Consider the following 17,825-nt stretch of genomic DNA (forward strand, 5'->3'; position numbering starts at 1 on the left):
GGGTGTATTTGTTTGAAGGCCTCAGGCAACAGTTAGCTGAGTATTTGCCACCCGAACAGGTGGAGCAGGCTGCTGCGGCCTTCAAATTAGCCGCTGATGGACACAAACATCAGAAGCGCCATAGCGGCGAACCCTATATCACTCATCCCGTTGCGGTCGCAGGCCTATTGGCCGACATGCGACTCGATCACGAAACCATCATGGCCGCTTTGCTACATGATGTGATCGAAGACACCGAATATACCCAAGAAGATCTTGCTGAACAGTTTGGCGCAACTGTCGCTGAGCTCGTTGAAGGCGTTTCCAAGCTCGACAAACTGCAATTCAATTCTAAAGAAGAACTGCAAACTGAAAACTATCGCAAAATGATTATGGCGATGGTGCAAGATATTCGTGTCATTTTGATTAAGCTTGCTGATCGCACACACAACATGCGCACCATTGGGCATTTACGCCCAGAGAAGAAACGCCGGATTGCGCGCGAAACTTTAGAAATTTATGCGCCGTTGGCTCATCGCTTAGGTATTCACGACATTAAAAATGAGCTGGAGTTGTTGGGCTTTCATGCACTTCATCCCTGGCGCGCGAAATTACTCGAATCAGAAGTCAAAAAGGCACGCGGAAATCGTCGTGAACTTGTCGAACGCGTGCAAACCGAAATTGAAAAACGTCTAAAAGATGTGGGTATAAAAGCACGTGTTTTGGGACGAGAAAAGCACTTGTACAGCATCTATCAAAAGATGAAGCACAAAGAGTTGAAGTTCGAACAAGTGATGGATATCTACGCTTTTCGCGTGATTGTTGATGAGCTGGATACTTGCTATCGCGTGCTGGGTGCCTTACATAACTTGTACAAGCCAATCGAAACGCGTTTCAAAGATTACATTGCTATTCCAAAATCCAATGGCTATCAGTCGTTGCACACCAGTTTGAAAGGGCCTCATGGTATTCCGGTTGAAGTGCAAATTCGTACCGAAGAAATGAATTTGATGGCCGATCGCGGTGTCGCAGCCCACTGGCTTTACAAAACCGACGAGAGTACGGGTACTACCGCACAAGTACGTGCACGCCGCTGGATGCAAAGTTTGCTTGAATTACAGCAAAGCACGGGTAACGCATTTGAGTTTATTGAAAACGTTAAATCTGAGCTGTTTCCAGAAGAAATTTACGTGTTTACGCCAGAAGGTCGCATTATCGAATTGCCGCAAGGCGCAACCCCGGTAGATTTTGCTTATGCCGTGCACACGGATATCGGTAATACGTGTATCGGTGCGCGTGTTAATCACAAAGTATCGTCATTATCGAAGCCGCTTGAGACCGGGCAGACGGTCGAAATTAAAACGGCGCCAGGTTCGCGGCCCAATATTGCTTGGTTAAACTTCGCAGTTACCGGAAAAGCCCGAGCGAAGATTCGGCAGTATTTGAAGGGGCAAGAGACACGTGAAGCGGAGCAACTTGGCGAACGTTTGTTACGCGCAGCGCTCGGGCCGATTAATTATGACGACATTCCGAAGGCTGATTTTGAGCGTGTTCTTAAAGAAGTGAAACTGAAAGATGTGTCATCGTTGCTGCGTGAAATTGGCTTAGGCAATATGATGTCGATTGCTATCGCCAAACGGTTACTCGGCGAGTTATCGCAGTTGAAAGATGAGCAAGACGCAATAGCTCAACCGAAAACAACGCTAGCAATTCGTGGTGCCGAAGGTTTATTAGTAAGCTTTGCTAAGTGCTGTCGACCGATTCCTGGTGATGACATTATTGCCCACGTAAGCCCCGGTAAAGGGCTGGTGGTACATCGCAAAGAGTGTAAGAACGTGCGTGGTTACGAAGAAGAGCCAGGCCGTTACTTCCCTGTGCAATGGGAAGCCAATACAGAAGCTGAATTTACCACTGAAGTGCGGGTGGAAATTGTCAACCATCAAGGCGCTTTAGCTAAACTTACGGCATCCATTTCAGCGACAGGCTGCAATATTCATGGCCTGAAAACTGAAGAATTAGATGCCAATATTTATTACATTGATATCGCACTGAGTGTGCGAGATAGGAAACAACTCGCCGATGTGATCCGCCACATTCGAAAAATGCCGAATGTACAGCGGGTTTGGCGGTTAAGGAAGTAAATATGTCAAAAGTAATTATTAGTACTGAAAAAGCACCAGCTGCCATTGGCACCTATTCGCAGGCAGTGAAAATTGGCACCACCGTGTATCTATCCGGTCAAATTCCGTTGGTTCCTGAAACCATGGCGTTTGTCAGTGAGGATTTTCGCGCGCAAGCGGTGCAAGTTTTTAAAAATTTAAGTGCAGTGTGTGAAGCCGCCGGTGGTGAACTGCAAGACATGGTCAAAGTACAAATTTATTTGACTGATTTAGGTAACTTCCCAATTGTGAACGAAGTCATGGCTGAGTTTTTTGCGATGCCATATCCTGCGCGCGCCGCAATCGGCGTTAAAGCGTTGCCGAAGGGCGCGCAAATTGAAATTGATGGCGTGATGGAGCTACCAAGCACCAATTAAGCCACTGCTTCGCTGGTGCGAGCCTCTAACGGCTTGCGCCAGATGATCATCGCAATAGCGACACCTGCAAGTATAAAGCAATAACCGGTGTGAATACTGACATCAAGTGGCGACAATCCAAAGCTCGCTCCCATCAATAATGCTTGCGCACCATAGGGCAACGCGCCTTGTACGACACAGGCAAAAATATCCAGCAAACTCGCACTTTGGCGTGGGGCTAAATTACCTTCTTCGGCTAAGCGCTTGCTAACTTCACCAGAAAGCAAAATAGTGACTGTATTGTTTGCCACAGCAAAGTTGGTTAAGCCAGTGAGGGCTGCAACACCAAATGCTGCGCGTTGCTGTTTATGTTTGAACAAGCGACTAGTCATGCTACTGACGCTGTTGGCTAGAAACTTCAAACCACCCTGCTGACGAATCAGCGCTGATAACCCACCAATAAGCAACGAAAGTAAGAAGATTTCTTGCATACTGGTGAAGCCTTCATAGATATCTTTGCTAAACGCCACCCATTCGTAGCCAACCGTGGCCATGCCGAAGGCTGCAGCAAGAATAATCCCTAACGTGAGTACGGCGAATACGTTCAAACCAAGTACCGCCAACACAATGATAAAAAAGTACGGCAGGCTCAGCCAAAGGTTTGCCTCTGGAATTTTCGGTGGGACCGCACCGGTATCATAGGTGAACAACCAGATCAGTGTGAGTGCAGCTGCCGGTAACGCAATCTTTAGATTCGCTTTAAACTTATCACTCATTTCGCAGCCTTGTGTACGCGTGGCGGCAATGGTGGTATCGGAAATAAATGACAAATTGTCACCGAACATGGCACCGCTTACGAGTACACCGGCGAGTAACGCTAAATCGATTTCCGCTGCTTGGCCTAAACCTAAAGCAACGGGCGCTAACGCAGCGAGCGTTCCCATTGACGTTCCCATGGCGGTTGATACCACGGCAGCAATGACGAACAAACCTGGTAACAAGAATTGTGGCGGAATAACGTTTAAGCCGAGTGCAACCATCGCATCAACGCCGCCCGTTGCAGCAGCGACTGTTGAAAATGCGCCGGCTAGCAAGTAAATCATGCACATAGTGACAATGTTGCGCTCGCCAACGCCGGCTACAAAGGTATCAATACGCTCTTCAAACGCTTGCTTGCTTAAAATGACGCCTAGAATAATGGCCGGCAATATCGCTACGGGGCTGGCGAGTTGATAAAACGCATAATCGACACCTGATAGTTGGAAGTAGATCCCGGTGCCAAGGAACAGCGTAAGAAATAAACCAAGCGGCAAAAGCGCCTTGGCACTGGCTGGTTGTGTCATAAAATTCCTTGCTTCAGTGATGTTGTTATTTAGACGTCCAGAAGTTTATATGTCTTATCTTGACGTTGCAAGCATCGCGTAGAACGCTTACCTTTAATTCAAGTTGTACACAGAACCACAAAGGATGTCTATGAGCCCGGATGAACTTCACTTACAGTTACGTAATCTTCGCAAAGAGGATTACCCACAATTAAAAGCCTTGATGGATAAGGTTTATCCCGATATCGGTGGGGCTTGGGGTGAGCATACCATCTTGAAATTGGTTCAAGAGTTTCCAGAGGGCCAAATTTGTCTTGAAGACAATGGCCAACTTGTTGGTGTTGCGCTGACGGTGAAGGTGAAATATGCCCGCTTTAGCAACCCGCATACTTATGATGACTTAATGGATGCGCGTGAGAATATTCTTAATGATCGCAAGGGCGATGCCATTTATGGCTTGGATGTCTTAATTCATCCGGATTATCGTGGTTACCGCCTTGGCCGACGCTTGTATGATGCGCGCAAAGAGCTTTGTCGGCAGTCCAACCTGAAGGCAATTCTTGCTGGTGGTCGTATTGTGAACTTCCATAAATACGCCGATGAAATGACGCCCGGTCAATATATTGAAGCCGTGCACCGTCGCGAAATCTATGACCCCATTTTGACTTTCCAACTGGCAAACGACTTCACGGTAAAACGGTTATTGGGTAAATACCTGCCAGAAGATAAGCGCTCGGTTGGTTTTGCGACTTTATTAGAGTGGAATAACTTTTTATACGAGCCGTCCGACAATATTCTTGGCTCGCGTATTCGTAACGTGCGAGTGGGTGCAGTGCAATGGCAAATGCGTGAAATTGACTCGGTAGAAGAGATGTTACGCCAGGTTGAGTATTTCGTGGATGCCATATCAAGTTATCAAAGTGATTTTGCGGTGTTCCCCGAGTTTTTTAATGCGCCGTTGATGGGGCTCACTGACCAGAGTCAGCAAAAAGACGCAATTCGTTTCTTGGCGGGATTCACCGAGCGCTTCAAGCGTGAAATGTCACAAATGGCGGTGAGCTATAACGTCAATATCATTACGGGCTCGATGCCGATTAATGAAGACGATGTGATTTATAACGTCTCTTACCTGTGTCGTCGTGATGGTACGGTTGAAGAGCAACGAAAGATTCATGTTACGCCGCACGAAAAACGTGATTGGGTCATTGAGGGTGGTGATCAGGTAAGCGTCTTCGATACGGATGCCGGTAAAGTGGGTATTTTGATTTGTTACGACGTCGAGTTTCCTGAACTAGGTCGCTTGATGGCAAATGAAGGCCTCGAGATTTTGTTTGTACCGTTTTGGACTGACACCCGTAACGCTTATTTGCGTGTACGCCATTGTGCACAAGCGCGCGCTGTTGAAAACGAATGTTATGTAGTTACTTGCGGTAGTGTTGGGAACTTACCGCAAGTAGAGAGCCTCGATGTTCAATATGCGCAGTCGGCGGTATTCTCACCATCTGATTTCGCGTTCCCATATGATGCGATTATGGCCGAAACCACGCCAAACACCGAGCAGTTAATATTTTCTGATCTGAACTTAGATGAATTGCGATATTTACATCACGAAGGTTCGGTGACGAATTTAAAAGATCGCCGTACCGATATTTATGAAGTGACCCGTAAGTGGTAACAAAAAAATACAGAACAACAAGGAATCATTATGCCGGTAAAATTATTGAAACCAACTGAAGAGGCATATCAATACCCTCTACTCATTAAGCAGTTGCTGCTCTCAAGCCAACGCTACGCGGGTGAGAATGAAATTGTCGGGGGTAACAATGGCAAACGCTACAGCTATCAAGAGTTTAATGAGCGGGTTTGTCGGCTTGCCAACGTTTTAACTGAAGCGGGGGTAAAAGCTGGTGATGTCGTGGCGGTGCTCGATTGGGATACACCACGCTACCTTGAATGCTTCTTTGCTATTCCGATGATTGGCGCGGTGTTACACACTGTCAACGTACGTTTAGCACCAGAGCAAATTGTCTACACCATGAATCATGCTGAAGACAAAGTGGTGTTGGCTCATGATGATTTTCTACCGCTCTTGGCGAAAGTGAAACACGAGTTAATGACGGTTGAAAAATATATTCAACTTAGTGACTCAGACACGCCACCAGAGTCGCCTTTAAGTACTGAAGGTGAATACGAAGATTTGATGCGCGGCGCATTACCAGATTTCGATTTTCCCGATTTTGATGAAAATGCCATTGCCACCACGTTCTATACCACGGGAACCACTGGCAACCCGAAAGGCGTGTATTTTTCGCATCGCCAACTCGTGTTACACACCATGGCGTTAGCAGCGACCACGTCAATGAACGACAACATGCAATTGATGCAAGCATCGAGCGTGTACATGCCAATTACCCCAATGTTCCACGTGCATGCATGGGGTGTGCCGTATGTCGCCACCATGATGGGCTTGAAGCAGGTGTATCCAGGCCGCTACGAGCCGGCAACTTTGCTGAAACTGTTTGTGACTGAGAAAGTAACGTTCTCACACTGCGTACCAACAATATTACAGATGGTGCTGAGCAGTGAAAAAGCCAAAGCGATTGATTTTAGCGGCTGGCAAGTGCTCATCGGCGGTAGCGCACTAACAGCAGGACTAGCGAGTGCCGCGTTAGAACGTGGTATCGAAATTTATACCGGTTACGGTATGTCGGAAACCTGTCCGTTATTAAGCACCACATGGATGCCTTTGAATGCGGATGAATTTAGCCATGATCAACAAGTCGCTGAACGAATTAAAACGGGTCGTCCGGTGCCTTTTGTGAACATGCGCATTATCGATAGCAATGGCCGCTTCTTGCCACACGATGGAGAAGCGATGGGCGAAGTGGTGGTGCGTACACCTTGGCTCACTCAGGGTTATTTAAATGAGCCAGAGAAAAGCCAAGAGCTATGGGCAAATGGTTGGATGCACACGGGTGACGTCGGTACTATCGATAGTACGTATACACTGCAGATTCGTGATCGCATCAAAGATGTGATTAAAACAGGTGGTGAGTGGGTATCATCCTTAGATATTGAAAACCTGATTAGCAAGCATCCCGATATCGAGCTTGCGGCAGTGATTGGCTTGCCTGATGACGAATGGGGCGAGCGCCCGCATGCTATTGTCACCGCGCGAGCTGGCGCCAAAGTAGATCGCGACGCGGTTGTTGCGCATATGCAGCAATATATCGATGAAGGCCTGATTGAGAAATGGTACGTGCCAGATACGGTGAAAGTGGTGGAAGAAATTCCACGTACTAGCGTCGGTAAAATCGATAAAAAGGTGATACGCGAGATGCTGAAATCGCAGTAGTCTCGACGCCAAAACGAAAAAGGCCCGAATAATTGGGCCTTTTTTATGCTCAAATTTTACTCAGTTATTTAAGCTTGGCGTAATCGAATACCCAGTTCACGTAAAGCTCGGTACCCGTTTTTAATGCATCCTCGTCAGCATAGAAGTACGGCGAGTGGTTGCTTGGCGCCTCTGCTGGGTCTTGTCCTTCCGGCGTAATTCCTAAAAACACGAATAAACCCGGAACCTCCAAAGCATAAAACGAGAAGTCCTCCGCACCGGTTACTAATGCATTTACCTTCACATTGTCGGTGCCTGCTACGCGTTCCATGGTTGGTAACATTTTGCGTGTCAGCTCTGGGTCATTAATGGTAACAGGGTAACCTTCATCAATGTGGACATGTGCTTCAGCGCCACTGGCTTTCGCGGTGTGCTCTGCGGTAGCTTTCAAGTTCTCAAAAATTTGCGCCCGGTTATCCATATCAAAGTTACGAATGGTACCTTCTAAGTACACTTCGTCTGGGATGATGTTGTTACGTACACCGCCCTCGACAATGCCGAAGCTCACAACCGCTGGCGCTTTGGTGATATCGATTTGACGCGACACAATGCTTTGCGTGTTACTGATTATTTGTCCTGCGGCCACAATCGGATCGACACCGCCCCACGGGCGTGAGCCATGAGTTTGGCGGCCTTTCACATTAATTTCGAAACGGTCTGACGACGCCATCAGTGGGCCTTCACGATAGCCAATTTGCCCGGTGTTACCGGCCGACCAGACGTGGATACCAAACACCGCTTCTGGCTGGTACTGCTTAAACAGACCTTCTTTTAGCATCAACTCAGCGCCGCCTTCTTCACCTACTGGCGCGCCTTCTTCAGCCGGCTGGAAGATAAATACCACATTACCAGCAAGCTGATCGCGCATCGCCGTGAGCTGCTCAGCCGCACCCATTAACATGGCTACATGTAGGTCATGGCCGCAGGCATGCATAACACCAACTTCTTTACCGCGGTATTCAGAAACTGCTTTTGATGCGAACGGCACGTCGGTTAATTCAGTGACTGGTAGTGCATCCATATCAGCGCGTAACGCAATTGTTGGGCCCGGCTTGGCACCCTTGAGTAAACCGACCACACCAGTGTGCGCAACGCCGGTTTGTACCTCTAAGCCGAGGTCTTCGAGGTGCTCTGTGATGACTTTGGCAGTGCGGAATTCACGGTTACTTAATTCAGGATGTTGGTGCAAGTCGCGGCGCCACTCAATGACTTTTTGTTCGAGATCGGCGCCAATTTTTACGGGCTGTTGAGCTGCTGCCGCACCAGCAAATGAACCAAGCGCTGTGATGAGCGCTAAACTTAATAGATTGTGTTTCATGGCAACTACCTTCAGGTTAAAAAACAAACATGAAATGAGTATGCCGCTTTTCGGACTACATTGCCAAGCTCAACGATGGTCGTATAGCTTATGAAATGTTCAGAATATCTCGATTGTTGCGGGTAAGTCTGCGAAGTGCTCGTACGTTGGCCAAGGCGCTGTAATGTCAAACCTCTCTCCGGCATAGTGAAATTTTAATTTCCATGCATGTAGATGAAGATGCTCAGCAACCTCTCCGCCGTATCGTTCATCGCCGCAAATGGGTACACCGAGGCTTTTTAACGCGACGCGTAGCTGATGGGTACGCCCTGTGATGGGTTTCAGCACATAAAAGCGATACCCCGGTTTGAGTGAATAACTGATAAAACGTGTCTGCGCTGGGTTTTCTTGGCTGTGAAGTAAACGCCAATTACCGCGGCGAACCTTTTGCATATCGCCACTAATTAGTCCCTGCTTTTTCTTTGGTTTGCCAGCGCTGATGGCAAGGTAAAATTTTTGCATTTCGCGGTGAGCAAAAAGACCGCTTAGGGCAGCGGCTGCATCATGGTTACGGGCTACTAACAAGGCGCCAGATGTTGGTGTGTCTAAGCGATGCACGGGCCACAATGGTTCACCGAGTTGCTCGCTAAGTTGATGAACCACGCTGAACTCGTTATCGTTGGCATGCATCGGCGCGCCGGCGGGCTTATCTAGCACATAAAAATCAGGGTGGCGAAATACTATGGATAACTCTCGCATGCCGTTATACTTGCCTCAGTTCTATATAAAAAATAGTTGGAAATCATCATGTCGCCGGAGCGCTTCGCACGTATTTCGCAACTGTTAGACCAGCGTCAACCTGATCTTACGTTGTGTTTGGAGAGTGTCCATAAAAATCATAATTTAGCCGCTTTAGTTCGCACTGCCGATGCCGTAGGTGTGCATGAAGTGCATGCTATCTGGTACGAGCGCCATTTTCGAATGACACGTGGTGCAGCCGTCGGTAGCGAAAAATGGGTAAAAGTTAACCATCACGATGGCTTGCAGCCGGCCATTGATCAGTTGCGCGACGAGGGCAAACAAATTCTCGTTACCAATTTGTCTGATCAAGCCGTTGATTTTCGAACCATTGATTACACCAAACCCACGGCGATTATATTAGGGCAAGAACGCCGTGGCGTCACACCTGAAGCGATTGCTGCGGCAGACCATCAAATTATTATTCCGATGGTGGGCATGGCCGAATCGCTGAACGTCTCGGTTGCGGCGGCGGTGATTATGTATGAGGCGCAGCGTCAACGTGAGGCTGCAGGGTGTTATCAACAACCAACGTTGGCTAAAGCTGAGCGCCAGCGCGTACTTTTTGAAGGCGGGCATCCGATATTTGCGCGACTTTGCCGACTCAATGATATTCCGTATCCAGCACTTGATGAACACGGTCAAATTGCTGCTGATGAAACTTGGTGGCAACAAATTCGGAGTGCCAAGCGATGACTTCAGACGGCCTGCATCGAATTCCATTAAGCACGCTAAAAGGCGTGGGGCCAAAGCTCCAAGCGAAGCTGGAGAAGCTTGGTTTGGTAAGTGTGCAGGACGTTTTATTGCATCTACCGCTGCGTTATGAAGATCGCTCGCGCATCTATCCGATTGCGGCATTACAGTCAGGTACCAGTGCAACGGTTATTGCTGAGGTGGTGAAAGCCGAAGTGGCCTATGGTAGGCGACGAATGCTGAAAGTGAGAGTGCGTGACGCCAGCGGTGTGCTAAACCTGGTGTTTTTTCAATTTTCAGCCGCGCAATTAAAGCAATTTGCACAAGGAACGCAATTACAATTATTCGGTGAAGTGCGCCGTGGCATCAATGGCCCAGACATGATTCATCCTGAATATAAGATTGTTGAGGGGGTAGCGCCGCAGCTTGGTGAAGAGGTTTTAACGCCGGTTTACCCTGCCACTGAAGGGGTGCAGCAAGCGACATTGCGTAAAATAAGCGAGCAAGCACTCACTTATTTAAATGAACAAGCTTTGCCTGAATTACTGCCGGAGCCATTGCGGCCAGGCGGAATTAGCTTAGCGCAAGCACTTCGAACCTTGCATCGTCCGCCGCTTGATGTCAGCTTGCAACAATTAACCGAAGGTACACACCCCGCTCAGACACGCTTAGCCGCTGAAGAATTATTGGCGCACCAGCTTAGTTTGTTGAAATTGCGCGCGGTAAAACAAGCACATCAGGCACGTTCGCTACAAGTGAACACCGCCCTTGAGCAAGCGTTTCTGGCGCAGCTACCATTTAAGCCAACAGGAGCACAGCAGCGAGTTGTACAAGAAATTCAGCACGATTTAGCACTCGATTTTCCGATGATGCGACTCGTTCAGGGGGATGTTGGCTCGGGCAAAACCTTAGTGGCAGCATTGGCCGCATTAACCGCTATCGGGCAAGGATATCAAGTTGCATTGATGGCACCAACGGAGATACTTGCGGAGCAACATGCACTGACGTTTCGGCAGTGGCTCGAACCGTTAGGTGTGCGCGTGGGTTGGCTTGCGGGCAAACAAAAGACCAAAGAACGACAAGAAAACTTAGCGCACATAGCTAACGGTGATGTGCAGTTTATTGTTGGTACGCATGCACTTTTTCAAGCTGACGTGAATTATCACAACTTAGCGCTCGTGATTATTGATGAACAGCACCGTTTTGGCGTGCACCAACGTTTAGAATTGCGTCAAAAGGGCGTGGTTCAGGGGTATCAGCCGCACCAACTGATCATGACAGCAACGCCCATTCCAAGAACGCTCGCGATGACGGCCTATGCCGATTTAGCAACGTCAATTATCGACGAGTTGCCGCCGGGTCGAACACCAGTAACAACTGTGGCGATTCCGGATACACGCCGCGACCAAGTGATTGAGCGCGTGCATCAAGTGTGCACCGAACAGGGCCGCCAAGCGTATTGGGTGTGTACGCTCATTGAAGAGTCGGAGGCGCTGCAGTGCCAAGCCGCCGAAGATACCGCAGCGCAATTACAAGAAGCATTACCGAACTTGCGCATCGGCTTGGTTCATGGTCGTTTAAAAAGCCAAGAGAAAGAAGCTGTAATGGCTGCGTTCAAAGCGCACGAACTTGATTTGCTGGTGGCGACAACTGTCATCGAAGTTGGCGTTGATGTACCGAATGCGAGCTTAATGATTATTGAAAACCCCGAACGGCTTGGGTTGGCTCAGTTACACCAGTTGCGAGGCCGTGTAGGTCGCGGTGCTGCAGCCAGTCACTGTGTATTGCTTTATCATGCGCCGTTATCGAAAACAGCGACCAAAAGATTAGCTGTACTTCGCGATAGCAGCGATGGTTTTGTTATTGCGCAACGTGATTTAGAACTTCGTGGCCCAGGTGAGTTGCTCGGGCAAAAGCAAACAGGCTTAACCGAAATGAAAGTGGCTGACTTGGTGAAACATAGTCATTTAATCGATCAAGTTCAGCACCTTGCCCACACGATTTGGGAACGCTACCCACAAACAGCTGATGCATTGATCCAACGCTGGTTACCGCGTCGTGATCACTACGCCCAAGCTTGATTTCGTAGTACACTAGCGGCAGATGATGAAAAAGGTTTAAACATGAAAGAATCGAATCAAGACACGATCGACTTTGGATACAAACAAGTCGCGAAAACCGAGAAGCAAAACTTAGTCGCTAACGTGTTTAATTCCGTGGCGCAAAAATACGATGTCATGAACGATCTGATGTCGTTTGGCATTCATCGTTTGTGGAAGCGTTACACCATTGATTGCAGTGGTGTGCGAACTGGCATGAAGGTGCTCGATATTGCTGGTGGCACCGGTGATCTCACCGCACAGTTTTCACGCCGCGTGGGCCCAACTGGCGAGGTTGTCTTAGCGGATATTAATGATGCGATGTTAGAAGTTGGGCGCGATAAACTTCGCAACCGCGGTATTGTTGGCAATGTACGTTATGTGCAGGCAAACGCTGAAGAGTTGCCGTTTGCGGATGATAGTTTCGACATTATTACCATCGCATTTGGTTTGCGCAACGTGACTGACAAACAGAAAGCCCTGGAATCTATGTTTCGCGTATTGAAGCCAGGCGGGCGATTATTGGTGCTTGAATTTTCGAAGCCAATACAACCCTTGCTCAATCAAGCTTACGATTTTTATTCGTTTAACGTGTTGCCGAAAATGGGCCAACTCGTCGCTGGTGACGCAGACAGTTATCAATATCTCGCCGAATCGATACGCATGCACCCCGACCAGGAAACGCTGAAAGGGATGATGGAAAAAGCCGGTTACGATCAGGTCACCTATGACAATTTGACCGGTGGTATTGTGGCGCTGCACCGCGGGTTTAAATTCTGATGTTGTGGACGGTCTTTCCTACCGGTGCGGCGGAAGCTTTTGCGAATCACTTATTAAGTTTAGATACGCAATCGTCAGAGCGGCTGCGCAAACTAACCGACAAACGTGTTCGTGTAACGTTGCATGAGTTGGGTAAGCCATTTACCATCACCGCGTTAGCCGAAGGCGTTGTATTAAGTTGGGTGGATTCCGACGCGGTTGATTGCCATATTATGACCCGCCTAGCGGTACTGCCCGAATTACGCGATACCGCCAATATCACCCGTTTGATTAAAGCTGATGCCCTCGATATTGATGGTGACCCCATGTTGGCACAGCAATTCAGCAAATTGTTTGTCGAGCTAGATATTGATTGGCAGGAGCAATTAGCGCAGCGTTTGGGCGATGTTCCTGCACACTTTGTTAGCCAAGCCTTTTTGCGCGGCAGAAAATGGCTACAGCAAGCTTTGGCTGACCAACAAGCCTGGGTGCGCGATGTTCTAGTTGAAGAGAAGCGTGTGCTGGTAAGCGCCGACGAATTTGAAGAGTTCAAACTAAACCTGCAGCAAGTACGGGCAAAGCTCGATCGTCTCGAACGTGATTTTAGAACCAACTTTCCGTTAAGTGATAAAGGAAACTAATCGTGAGCCAGCGCATTAGCCGAGCCTATAAAATTGCGAAAACCTTCCTCACCTATGGTTTGGATGAGATTATTCCTGCGCGCTGGTTACCTTGGAGTTTACGCATTGGCCGCTATGGGCTGTTTTGGATGCCCAATAAGCATAAACAAAAATCGGCAGGAGCGCGGTTACGGCTTGCACTTGAGTCACTCGGACCGGTCTGGGTTAAGTTTGGTCAGATGCTCTCCACGCGTCGCGATTTATTGCCGCCGGATATAGCCAACGAGCTGGCGAAGCTACAAGACAAAGTACGCGCTTTCCCCGGTGAACAAGCGCAGCAGCTCATCGAAAAAGCGCTGGGTTTGCAGCACATTAATGACGCCTTCGATGACTTTTCGGTACAGCCATTAGCCTCGGCGTCGATAGCTCAAGTTCACACGGCGCGCTTAAAGCATGGTGATGATGCTGGCGCTGATGTTGTGATAAAGGTGATTCGTCCTGACATTCGCGCAGATATTGATGCTGATTTGCGATTAATGGAGACCTTGGCTGGCGTTCTGGCGCGCCATTTACCAGATGGCCGTCGGCTTAAGCCAAAGGAAGTTGTTAAGGAATACCGTAAAACACTACTAGACGAGTTGGATTTGCTTCGCGAAGCCGGCAACGCTATTCAGCTCAAGCGCAACTTTGAGAATTCGCCGCTGCTATACATACCAACGGTTTATAGCGATTACAGTCGACACAACGTGATGGTGATGGAGCGCATTGATGGTATTCCTGTAAGCGATGTCGATACCTTGATGGCCATGGGCGTGAATATGAAAATTCTTGCCGAACGCGGTGTCGAAGTGTTTTTCACGCAGGTGTTTCGCGACAGTTTCTTCCATGCTGATATGCATCCTGGCAATATTTTCGTGTCGCGCGATAACCCAGATAACCCAAGCTATTTAGGCATTGATTTTGGCATAGTCGGTACGCTTAACCGTGAAGACAAGCGCTATTTAGCCGAAAACTTTTTGGCATTCTTTAATCGTGATTACCGCAAAGTAGCCGAGTTGCATGTGGATTCAGGTTGGGTGCCGGCACATATCAATGTGGAAGAATTTGAGTCAGCGATTCGAACGGTGTGTGAGCCGATATTTAATAAGCCATTGGCAGAAATTTCTTTTGGCCATGTGCTGGTGAATTTATTTAATACAGCGCGCCGCTTTGAAATGGAAGTGCAACCGCAGTTAGTGCTATTGCAGAAAACGCTGTTATACGTTGAAGGCTTAGGTCGTACGCTTTATCCTCAGTTGGATTTATGGCAAACCGCGAAGCCATTTTTAGAAAAATGGATGAAGGAACAATTAGGTTGGCGTGCAGTTGTGCGTTCATTACAAGAAAACGCACCGTTTTGGGCAGAAAAACTGCCAGAAATGCCAACCTTGCTTTATGATTATCTGAAAAGCCAACGGCCGCAGGCACTTGCGCAACAGCAATTGTTGGCACAAATGAGCGAAGTGCAGCAGCGGCAGAGCAGGCAGATTGGCTGGGCCGCGGTAACCTGTGGTTTGATTATAAGTACCACAATTTTATATGTAACTGAGCAACCACTATGGCTGGTTGCATCTACTGCAGCAGTCGCTGTGCTTTGCGGTGCAGTGCTGTGGCGTCGAAAAAATTCATAGAAAACGAGGCATGACATGGGTGGAGTAAGTCTTTGGCAATTACTGATTATTTTAGTGATTGTGGTGCTGTTGTTCGGTACCAAACGGTTACGCAACATAGGTTCGGATTTGGGCTCTGCAGTGAAAGGGTTCAAGAAATCTGTCAGCGATGAACCGGCGGACAACGACGCAGAAAAGAAACAGCTGGATCAAAAACAGCAAGCCGCTGACCAAGACAAAGATAAGTAATTCACATGTTTGATATCGGCTTTTGGGAACTCATCGTGATTGCCATTCTGGGCTTGATCGTGTTGGGCCCGGAACGCTTGCCGGGCGCGTTGCGTGCTTTGCAACGCACCGTGCGCCGCGTTCGAGAGTTCTCAAGTAATGTGCAGAATGAGCTTAAACATGAGCTTCGCATCAAAGAACTGCATGAACATTTACAGCAAGCCGAACAGCTGGATATGGATAAGTTGCCGCCGGAGCTGCAGCGCTCGGTCGCTGAGTTAAAAGCAGCGGCACAGCAAGTGCAACGGCCTTACGCAGCGAAGCAAGATGATGCGTCAGTAACCAAGAAAGATGACAGCGACAAGCATGAGTAGTCAATCGCCGTTACTTGATCATTTATTGGAACTGCGCAATCGACTGTTGCGTAGTGTTGTTGTCGTTGGTCTCGTTTTTGCCGTAGCGGCGGTTTTTGCCGACGAGTTATATCACCTATTGGCGGCGCCAATGTTGGCGAGCCTGCCACAAGGTGCCAGCATGATAGCCACCGATGTGGCGACCCCGTTTTTTACTCCATTTAAACTGGCTTTTGTGGTGTCAATTGCAATTGCCGTGCCTTATTTGTTGTGGCAATTATGGGCATTTATCGCGCCAGGGCTATATCGCAAAGAAAAACGTCTCGTTGTGCCGTTACTCGCAAGCAGTACACTACTGTTTTATGCTGGCGCGGCCTTCGCCTATTTTGTGGTGCTACCGTTGGCACTTAGTTTCTTTGCCTCAGCAGCCCCCGCCGGCGTGACAGTTGCCACCGATATCGCCAGCTATCTCGATTTTGTACTGACCATCTTCATGGCATTTGGTATTGCTTTTGAGACCCCGGTAGCCATTATCTTGTTGTGTTGGACCGGAGTTACCAATGTCACTTCATTGCGTAAAAAGCGCCCATATATTATTGTCGGTGCTTTCGTAGTGGGCATGTTACTCACGCCACCCGACGTTATTTCACAAACCTTGTTAGCAATACCAATGTGGTTATTGTTTGAACTTGGATTAGTGATTGCGGGTCTATATTCAACCGAATCAAAAACCGAACAACATCAGGATTAAATTATGACCAAGCAGTTTGTGTTTCTTTCAGTTGCTGCCATGTCCGTATTATGGGTGGTTTCGAGCCCAGCTCAAGCGCAGTCATTGGAGCAGCAGCTAGCACAATGTACAACAATTAAAAATCCGCTAAAACGGCTCGTATGCTTTGATGACGTTGCGGCAGGGAACCTCTCTTCTGACGCCGCCGCAGCCGCTGATACAGCGAGTCCAGTCGCAGGCACGCCAGCGAATGCACGGGCGCAAGAGCGCGTTCAAGAGCGAGCCAACAATACGGGGCGCGCTCAACAGAACGAAACTGAACAAAGTAAGCGCGACCGCTTTGGTTTTGAGCATTTACCCGATGAAAAAGATGCTGCAGAGCCAGACCGAATGACGATTCGCATTGCCAGTCATTCGCGTAACAAAGTCGGTGTATTGACCATCGAAACTACTGATGGCCAAGTGTGGGAGCAAATCAGTGCTGAGCGGTTCATCATCAAAGAGAACGAACCGTATTATCTCGAGCGCGGTTTATTTGGTAGTTACTTCTTCCTCGGTCGCGACGATAGCCCCCGCCGTACGCGTGTTAAACGTATTAAATAATGCGTTGGTTTGATAGCGGCGTAAATTTAACGAACGGTAAACTTTTCCGTGACGTTGATGCAGTGCTCGAACGCGCTGCCGCCGCTGGTGTTGAGAAATTACTCGTTATCGGCACCAATCTGCAGGAAAGTGCTGACGCAGTCGCTTTGTGTAACCGCTATCCTGACCGATTAGTCGCAACCGTGGGGATTCACCCTCATGACGCGGCAGAAGCTGCGCCTGATTTTGTTGCCCAACTTAAAGACCTCGCCAAACACCCCAGTGTCGTCGCAATAGGCGAGTGTGGACTCGACTTTAATCGCAATTACTCACCGCAAGCAACGCAACTTAAAGTATTTGAAGCGCAATTAGCTCTCGCTGCGGAACTGCAATTGCCGGTGTATTTGCACGAACGAGATGCGCACCAACAACAATGCGACTTGTTAGCGCGATACCAGAGAAATATTCCGCGAATGTTGGCACATTGTTTTACTGGCGGTAAAAAAGAGCTTGCACGTTACCTCGATCTTGGTTGTTATATAGGCATTACAGGTTGGCTGTGCGACGAACGTCGAGGGCTTGAATTACAGCAAGCGGTACTAGATATTCCGGCAGATCGTCTGCTATTGGAGACTGATGCGCCGTTTCTAGTGCCGCGCACAATTCGCCCTCGGCCAGCGCAAAATGAGCCTTGTTTTTTACCTGAAATAGGTAAGTTTTTGGCGCAGTTGAGACAACAGGAAGTCAGAGAAATAGCTGCCCAAACTTGGCAAAACAGCCTTCGTTTTTTTATAAAATAGGGAAGCT

General features: G+C 48.4%; 17 protein-coding genes. 14 read left to right on the forward strand and 3 right to left on the reverse strand.

Annotation, left to right across the window (positions count from 1 at the left end; genetic code table 11):
- Window positions 1–2: 2 nt before the first annotated feature.
- Both spoT and LG272_RS03430 read left to right on the forward strand, forming a co-directional pair.
- Window positions 3–2,120, forward strand: a complete 2,118-nt coding sequence (gene spoT, locus LG272_RS03425; protein ID WP_404409695.1) for a bifunctional GTP diphosphokinase/guanosine-3',5'-bis pyrophosphate 3'-pyrophosphohydrolase — start codon at window positions 3–5, stop codon at window positions 2,118–2,120.
- 2 nt (window positions 2,121–2,122) lie between these two features.
- Complete coding sequence (locus LG272_RS03430) at window positions 2,123–2,515, forward strand: Rid family detoxifying hydrolase (protein ID WP_404409696.1); 393 nt, start codon at window positions 2,123–2,125, stop codon at window positions 2,513–2,515.
- Here LG272_RS03430 and LG272_RS03435 read toward each other — a convergent pair.
- Window positions 2,512–3,837 (reverse strand): Na+/H+ antiporter NhaC family protein, encoded by a 1,326-nt coding sequence (locus LG272_RS03435; RefSeq protein ID WP_404409697.1) that lies wholly within the window; start codon window positions 3,835–3,837, stop codon window positions 2,512–2,514. The two genes, LG272_RS03430 and LG272_RS03435, sit on opposite strands and share 4 nt — an antisense overlap.
- A gap of 130 nt (window positions 3,838–3,967) precedes the next feature.
- Between LG272_RS03435 and LG272_RS03440 the strand changes: the two genes are divergently transcribed.
- Both LG272_RS03440 and LG272_RS03445 read left to right on the forward strand, forming a co-directional pair.
- Window positions 3,968–5,491, forward strand: coding sequence for a GNAT family N-acetyltransferase (locus tag LG272_RS03440; protein ID WP_404409698.1), 1,524 nt, complete (start codon window positions 3,968–3,970; stop codon window positions 5,489–5,491).
- 30 nt (window positions 5,492–5,521) lie between these two features.
- A complete protein-coding gene (locus LG272_RS03445) occupies window positions 5,522–7,171 on the forward strand; it encodes a fatty acid--CoA ligase (RefSeq protein WP_404409699.1) in 1,650 nt (549 codons plus the stop codon).
- 64 nt (window positions 7,172–7,235) lie between these two features.
- On the opposite strand, the gene LG272_RS03450 is transcribed toward LG272_RS03445, so the two are convergent.
- Window positions 7,236–8,528 carry a M20 family metallopeptidase gene (locus tag LG272_RS03450; protein WP_404409700.1) on the reverse strand — a complete coding sequence of 431 codons (1,293 nt, stop codon included), beginning with the start codon at window positions 8,526–8,528 and terminating at the stop codon, window positions 7,236–7,238.
- Between the two features lie 99 nt (window positions 8,529–8,627).
- Window positions 8,628–9,266: a TIGR01621 family pseudouridine synthase gene (locus LG272_RS03455; protein ID WP_404409701.1), complete on the reverse strand. Its 639-nt coding sequence runs from the start codon at window positions 9,264–9,266 to the stop codon at window positions 8,628–8,630.
- Between the two features lie 48 nt (window positions 9,267–9,314).
- Here LG272_RS03455 and trmH point away from each other — a divergent pair, with 48 nt between their 5' ends.
- The 10 genes from trmH to LG272_RS03505 are packed head-to-tail and all read left to right on the forward strand — an operon-like array spanning window position 9,315 to window position 17,818.
- Window positions 9,315–10,001: a tRNA (guanosine(18)-2'-O)-methyltransferase TrmH gene (gene trmH / locus LG272_RS03460; RefSeq protein WP_404409702.1), complete on the forward strand. Its 687-nt coding sequence runs from the start codon at window positions 9,315–9,317 to the stop codon at window positions 9,999–10,001.
- Complete coding sequence (gene recG, locus LG272_RS03465) at window positions 9,998–12,079, forward strand: ATP-dependent DNA helicase RecG (protein WP_126760119.1); 2,082 nt, start codon at window positions 9,998–10,000, stop codon at window positions 12,077–12,079. The genes trmH and recG overlap by 4 nt, the downstream gene beginning before the upstream one ends.
- A gap of 42 nt (window positions 12,080–12,121) precedes the next feature.
- A complete protein-coding gene (gene ubiE, locus LG272_RS03470) occupies window positions 12,122–12,877 on the forward strand; it encodes a bifunctional demethylmenaquinone methyltransferase/2-methoxy-6-polyprenyl-1,4-benzoquinol methylase UbiE (protein ID WP_126760120.1) in 756 nt (251 codons plus the stop codon).
- Window positions 12,877–13,497 carry an SCP2 domain-containing protein gene (locus LG272_RS03475; protein ID WP_126760121.1) on the forward strand — a complete coding sequence of 207 codons (621 nt, stop codon included), beginning with the start codon at window positions 12,877–12,879 and terminating at the stop codon, window positions 13,495–13,497. The genes ubiE and LG272_RS03475 overlap by 1 nt, the downstream gene beginning before the upstream one ends.
- A gap of 2 nt (window positions 13,498–13,499) precedes the next feature.
- Window positions 13,500–15,146: a ubiquinone biosynthesis regulatory protein kinase UbiB gene (gene ubiB, locus LG272_RS03480; protein WP_404409703.1), complete on the forward strand. Its 1,647-nt coding sequence runs from the start codon at window positions 13,500–13,502 to the stop codon at window positions 15,144–15,146.
- A 15-nt stretch (window positions 15,147–15,161) separates the two neighbouring features.
- Window positions 15,162–15,374: a Sec-independent protein translocase subunit TatA gene (gene tatA / locus LG272_RS03485; RefSeq protein ID WP_126760123.1), complete on the forward strand. Its 213-nt coding sequence runs from the start codon at window positions 15,162–15,164 to the stop codon at window positions 15,372–15,374.
- A 5-nt stretch (window positions 15,375–15,379) separates the two neighbouring features.
- A complete protein-coding gene (gene tatB, locus LG272_RS03490) occupies window positions 15,380–15,727 on the forward strand; it encodes a Sec-independent protein translocase protein TatB (protein WP_404409704.1) in 348 nt (115 codons plus the stop codon).
- Entirely contained in the window at window positions 15,720–16,457 is a 738-nt protein-coding gene (gene tatC, locus LG272_RS03495) for a twin-arginine translocase subunit TatC (RefSeq protein ID WP_404409705.1), read from the forward strand. The genes tatB and tatC overlap by 8 nt, the downstream gene beginning before the upstream one ends.
- Before the next feature lie 3 nt (window positions 16,458–16,460).
- Window positions 16,461–17,039: a hypothetical protein gene (locus tag LG272_RS03500; protein WP_404409986.1), complete on the forward strand. Its 579-nt coding sequence runs from the start codon at window positions 16,461–16,463 to the stop codon at window positions 17,037–17,039.
- Window positions 17,039–17,818 carry a TatD family hydrolase gene (locus tag LG272_RS03505; protein WP_404409706.1) on the forward strand — a complete coding sequence of 260 codons (780 nt, stop codon included), beginning with the start codon at window positions 17,039–17,041 and terminating at the stop codon, window positions 17,816–17,818. The genes LG272_RS03500 and LG272_RS03505 overlap by 1 nt, the downstream gene beginning before the upstream one ends.
- Window positions 17,819–17,825 lie beyond the last annotated feature (7 nt).

The sequence above is a fragment of the Pseudidiomarina marina genome (genome assembly GCF_044807045.1).
GTDB classification, from domain to species: Bacteria; Pseudomonadota; Gammaproteobacteria; order Enterobacterales; family Alteromonadaceae; genus Pseudidiomarina; species Pseudidiomarina marina.